Consider the following 6,163-nt stretch of genomic DNA (forward strand, 5'->3'; position numbering starts at 1 on the left):
TCTGAGCAGGCAGCAAGCCGCTAGTACAAGGCCAGATAGGCCTTGTCGCCAGAGAATACCAGCTGCTGATCCAAATCGAGCTGGTTCCAGTCCCGACCAGCAAAGTATCGGCGATAGTCCGACTGAGGCATCTTGATTTTGCTGAGGTTCGAATGACTCAGATAATTGATCATCTGATAATTTGAATAAGGAGTATTCATGATGCGCCGATTCAGTTCATACCTCTGATAACGCACATTGTCGTATTTGACATGCACGCTTGCATCAGGAACTATGGCGATAGCTGTTACACGTTGGCCGGTGGAAGCCTCATGCTCTTTGATCTTCTGAGCGACACTCAGGGCATAGGCCTGATCCTGGGTATTACTGACATAGGCATCATAAGCTATATCCGCCATGCATAGGCTTGAAAAGAGGAGGAAGACACCAGAGACGGCGATAAGCACTGCAACATGCTGGGCACCGTTGCAAGAGCCAGGGAAGGCCTCAGTCCCCTCCACCGTGACTCCGACCTTTCGCTCCGGTTCCGGCACGGGCTCGATCGAGGCCCTGACCATGAACGGCTGATGCCGGGATACAAGCAGAGAAACTGCAAAAACCGTGGTCATTGACGCAACCCAAGCCCAAAAAGCCATATTGCTGCGCGGGGTCAAGAGAATATTTTTCTCGATATAGTGAGGAGCAAAGACTGCCAGATAGGCAACCAGGGCGGCGCAAGCCAATTGCCCATAGGGCAGATTGTGCCTGGTGCGGAAGGACAGCACCAGTAGAGCAATCAGAAAGAGCATTATCAGGGTAACGCTGAATTTGGGCATGAGTCCATCGGCATTATTGAGCAGAGACAGCTGGTATTTCAATACCTGTTTGAGGTTGGAGACAATATTTGGCAAAGAAAGCCCGGCTCCACGCCCAGGATCAACTATGTACTTAATATGTATCAAATATTTTACGCAGATAACATTAAAAACAGAGCCGAATGCGGCCATGCCCAGCACCTTGGCCCAACGAAGCATCACCCGTGTAAAAGGCTCGTGTCCTTCCCTTAAAGAAGTCAGGCAGCCTCCTAGCAAGGCGAGCGCTAAATACACCCCTACCAAACTTTGGTAGCACCCCAGGGCAATCAAAAGACAAATCAAGGATGAAGCCGACAGCCAAGCATTCCGTCTGCCAAGGATGAGGCTAACGGCCAAGCTGACGAATATGGAACCAACAGCTGCAGACACAGCGCTTTCGGGGAACAAGAGGAATTCAAGTACAAACACGTTGATCCATACCACCGACAAGGTCAGGCACAGACAGCACTGCCCTCCAAAGGAGGATATACCGCCCAGCCTGGCGAAAGAGGCCGTGAGAATAACCAAAGAAATGGAAAATCCGACAATGCAGATTGCTATGAACAGTCGTTGCCGCAAGACCAGATTCAGGCCGAGCCTGTCAGCCAGCAGGGTCAAACGCCACCATGTGTATCGGCCGTTCTCCAAATACCAGGGGGCATTCTGGTCGTCGATCAGATGATAGGAATCCACCGAGTAATGACGGCGGGCAATCAGAGGAGCAAAGGCAACAGCGTTAAGGATGAAGGCCAATAGAGCAATGCCAGCGTGACGCTTCAGCGATTCGATGGGCATCAGTGCATGCCGAGAGAGGGCAGATTTCACGTTGAATACCTCTTTTGAATTATCTCGTCGAGACTTTCCCGGTTGAAAAGTGGTTTGACGTACATATCAGATGCGTTCTTCGACGATATAGCGAGGCCGATGCTTCACTTCCAAATAGATTCGGCCAACATACTCGCCCACCACTCCAATGCCTGACAGGATAAGCCCTCCAAGGATCCAGATTGAACACATCACAGACCCCCAGCCGGCCACCGCACGACCACAGAAGAAGGACACCAGCACATAAATAAGTATCACTATGCCTACCGCAACCGAAATGAGACCGATGCCGGTGATGGCTCTGAGCGGGGTGATTGAAAAAGACGTAATGCCTTCCACTGCGAATGACATCATCTTTTTCAAAGGATACTTGGACTCGCCTGCCGCTCTTGAACCGCGCTTGTAGTACACCTTGCTGTGGGGGAAACCAAGAGAAGGAACGATACCTCGCAAAAACAAATTGACTTCAGTGTAGTGCGACAGAGCCTTCAAGGTCGTACGGCTCATAAGTCGGTAATCAGCATGGTTCGGTATTGTGTCAGTTCCCAGCCATGACATCATCTTATAAAACAGATCCGCTGTTGATCGCTTAAAAACGGTGTCGGTATCCCTGTTGTCCCTGACACCGTAGACGATGTCGCTTCCTTTGGCATACTCCTTTACCATTGCATCAATGGCATCGGGATCATCCTGCAAGTCCGCATCCATTGAAATGGCCGCGTCGCATCCACGATTCAGAGCCTCCATAAGCCCTGCATACAGGGCGTTCTGGTGTCCTCTATTATGAGAAAACTTAAGGCCATGTACCCTCGTAGGGTACTGGGAATGACTCGACTGGATAATTGACCATGTGGAATCATCAGATCCGTCGTCCACGAGCAGAATGTAACTGTTCTCCGTAATGAACCCACGCTTTTCCAAGTCTGAGAGCTTGGCATACAGGGCAGGCAAAGTGATAGGCAGAACATCCTGCTCGTTGTAGCAAGGAATCACCAAGGCAAGTTGCGGAGCGTCCCTATCGAAACCCTGATCGTCGGCATTCCCGCCGTGGCCGGAGGCAGATTCGGCTGCCTCGCTTTTAGGCAGATCCGATTTCAACTGCCCAGCAGTGTTCATGGTTTCTAACTTTAAACCCATGCTCCACCAAGCTTTCAGAATACCCGCAAAAGATTGTTAGAAAGACAAACTTTAAATCAATTGAGGACCGCTCCGGTCGTCTCATCAAAGTGGCGCATGGAGCCTTCGACCTGCTGCCAGCCCTTTAGCATCCACCCCATAACCGGATCGTAGTAGACCCACTTGCCACCGTTGGATCCCAAGTACTTCCAGCCATAAGTAGTGGCGCCGCTCCAATCGTTAAAGTAGTACCAATTCCCATTGATGCGGGCCTCTCCATGGAGCATTTGGCCGTTGGACGGATCGTAGTAGACCCATTTGCCGCCGTTGGACGACACATGCTTCCACCCCCGAGCCATAGCGCCGGTCACGGGATCAAAGAAATACCATTTACCGGCCTTGCTGCTTTCGCCCTTGACCATTTTTCCATCGGCAGCGTAACGTACCCATTTGCCGCCGCTTGAAATGAGGTAGAGATCCCGGCTCCGGACCATATTGCCGTCATAGGCAAAGTAATACCAGGCCCCATCAATGAGCCTCTCGCCATGCGCCATTCCTAATGTTCGGGGATCGTAATACACCCTTCGCCCATCAGGCAGCGTCTTCCAGCCCTGGGCCAGCTGACCATCGTCACCTGCCCAGTACCAGAGTCCGGCGGAAGAATCATATACCTCCTTGGAACGGACTTTTGCTCCGTTCTCATACCAGTACTTTCCGCCATCAGCGCTCACCAACTGACCTGATGCTGATGAGTTACCGTTGCCGTTTCCATTAACGCTGACCAGCTTGAATCTTTGATTCTGGCCTTGATTAGCCGCCCACAGTTCCAGCCTGGATCCCGGGGCATCATTTGAGGCAGTGATGTCCCAAACCTTGTTCCGGCTTCCGGCATATACCGAAGCAAAGTAGTACGAACCATCAATGCCCCGATACAGGGTCCACTGCTGATTGCGACCGCCATTTGCCGAAAACTGAATCAATGGTGTCCCGTTATCAGCCGAAGGTCCTGACGCATCCACCACTTTGCCATAGCTGGTCGCAATAGTGTAATTACCGCCACCAGCCGGTTTGATATAGAACTGCTGGTTGTCCTGCCCGTTGTATGGCCAGATATCCAGAGGCACACCATTGTCAGGACTGGCTCCTGTTACGTCGACATAACGATTGTCGAAAAGACTGGCGATATAGTAACGCCCCTCAGGCACGTCCGTGACTTTGGCGGCAAATGAATTGGGGTCAGTTCCACTGAAATCAGGCTGATTGCGTATGTTGCTAAAGGCATTCAAATCCACGTGTCCGTTGATGCCGCTGACTGAACCGCTGCTGCTATATTGCCAACCCTTATCAGCACTTCTGAAATGAAAACCCGTACGCGGACCATAGCTAGCCACCCAATGCGTCTTGGAATGGATGTTATCAGAATTCAAGGCTGAATAAAGATAGTTGGTGTATGAATACAAGGACAGACTGTTATATCCGGCAGATGTCAACTTGCCCCACCAGGTATTGACTATTTGATCATAAGTTCCAGGATTGGTGGGATGACTATGACCTGCCCAGGTCCAATTTTCCAAGTCATAATAAACGGGATAGCTGAGATCGTAAGGGCTGACCCCGGCCTGCCTCAACAGATCGACCGCATTGTTGCCCTCGGCGGCGGCCGTATTGGAATCATAGGCGTACGAGTAGATATAGACCCCGAAGGGGATTCCCAAACGCTTGCATTCACTGATGTTTCTCTTGGCCTGCTTATCCAGACCATTGCCCCAACCGTAGCCTAGGCGAATGATGGCGCCGTCGACTCCGGCGTTCTTTACAGCATCCCAATTTATAGTGTTCTGCCACACAGAAACATCGATGACCCCCTTGGCCTGTTGCGCGAAGAGAGTCCCATCAGCCTCAAAAAATGCCTGTGAACCTTGATAAAAACCCCAGTGAGCACCGTATGTGTTATTTTGCAAAGAAGCAAAGGACGCACGCGACCGTACGGAGGAATCAGCTGTTGCCGGTCTTGCCGCTTCACCTTGGTTGCCCTTGATCTGTTGATCGGAATCCGTCTTGGAATCTTTTATGGCTTTTCTGACTTTATCCACATGAACGGGGATGAATGATTCTCCATCGGTCTTAGCCAAAGGATCTGCCTGACGGGTTGACGTCCCGACGATTTTCGGATCGGTAACTTTCTTGCCTGAGTCCAATTGCTTAAGCTGCTGGTCTGGCGTCAAAGCCAAATCACTCGCGACTACGGTCGCATCCTTAGGTATAGCGTTGCTGATTTTCTCTGGCAGGGGTTGATTGGGATTGTCCGGCATGGATGCGCTCTGTGACTGGTCCTGATCACCTATTGTCGAGGGGCTCGCATGCTCTTCCTCAGTCACCTTTTCCTGCGTTGCTGACTGTGGTGTATTCCATTCAGCAGCCGTGGATCCAAGAGCACTAGGCTGAAATCCCATAGGGCCGGCCATGGCAACAGTGGCAGCAATAACCAGAATATTTTTAATCACAGACCAAAGCACAGCTACGGCTCCCCTTCAATCGTCATGCAACAATGTGCCCTACCAACCACACTGGTACCAGCTTAGGAGGTAAAGCCGAGTTCGTCCAATGATCACAGAATTGGTTTCGAAACATACCAGACTAAGACTACCGAGCGATCACCTCAGCCTATGAAAAGGCGTATTTACAAGCCTTGCTTGAAGACGATAAGCGAGAAGTCCATTCATGCGTATACCAGGCAGAGTCTGGACGTTTTGAAGGAATTTGGCTGGATCTTCCCGCAGCTGCGGGGAGCACCATGACTCCCAACAGAAAAGCGATGCATGGTGAAATAATCCATGAACTCATAGCTGGCGCTGATAGACATGCTCCCTGACATACAGCGCAACCGTCACTACTGCCAGGACATCTACCTTATACAAAAGCTATTGAATTACTACCTTGATTTTTGAAGCCTGTGCATCGTCCAATTCCAAAGGCTCAGCAATCCCCTTCGATTCATCCTCATCCTTATCGGGAATACTTCGCCCAGCCGATATCTTCTGAACGCGGACTTGCGCCCCCTTTGATGCGTCCACAGGCGAGACTAATTTCAGCAAGGTCCCTGGGCGTACCCTGTGCCTGCTCAGATACCTGAGCAATGCTGGATCCTGATCGCTTACTCGCCAAACGCGTACGGTTTGCCCATCTTCCACCTGAGACAAAGACTTCGTTAAAGGGACAACGGGCATGCTGCCGGATTCAGTCGGTATGGCATCCCCATGCGGATCCTGGGCTGGATGGCCCAGATAGCGATCAATCCTGTCAACCAACTTTTCAGAGACGGCATGCTCAAGGGCATCAGCCTCCTCGTGCACTTCATCCCAGGTATAGCCCAGGACTTCCACCAGAAA

Annotated in this window: 4 protein-coding genes; all 4 read right to left on the minus strand. The window is 51.1% G+C overall.

The features are described 5' to 3' along the window. Positions 1-20 precede the first annotated feature (20 nt). Entirely contained in the window at positions 21-1,658 is a 1,638-nt protein-coding gene (locus AC0AP0_RS07705) for a glucosyltransferase domain-containing protein (protein WP_490430041.1), read from the minus strand. Between the two features lie 66 nt (positions 1,659-1,724). Continuing rightward, entirely contained in the window at positions 1,725-2,795 is a 1,071-nt protein-coding gene (locus AC0AP0_RS07710) for a glycosyltransferase family 2 protein (protein ID WP_490430042.1), read from the minus strand. A 56-nt stretch (positions 2,796-2,851) separates the two neighbouring features. Next, positions 2,852-5,278: an RICIN domain-containing protein gene (locus AC0AP0_RS07715; protein ID WP_490430043.1), complete on the minus strand. Its 2,427-nt coding sequence runs from the start codon at positions 5,276-5,278 to the stop codon at positions 2,852-2,854. A gap of 417 nt (positions 5,279-5,695) precedes the next feature. Next, positions 5,696-6,163: metal-dependent transcriptional regulator (locus AC0AP0_RS07720; protein ID WP_490430044.1), on the minus strand; the 468-nt coding region annotated here is incomplete at its 5' end.

The organism is Bifidobacterium sp. POST2/T3 (B1), assembly GCF_058197115.1.

What these genes read in the sequence shown, in the direction of transcription:
- AC0AP0_RS07710 (WP_490430042.1), bottom strand. Translation starts at nt 2,795, where the DNA reads ATGGGTTTAAAGTTAGAAACCATGAACACTGCTGGGCAGTTGAAATCG.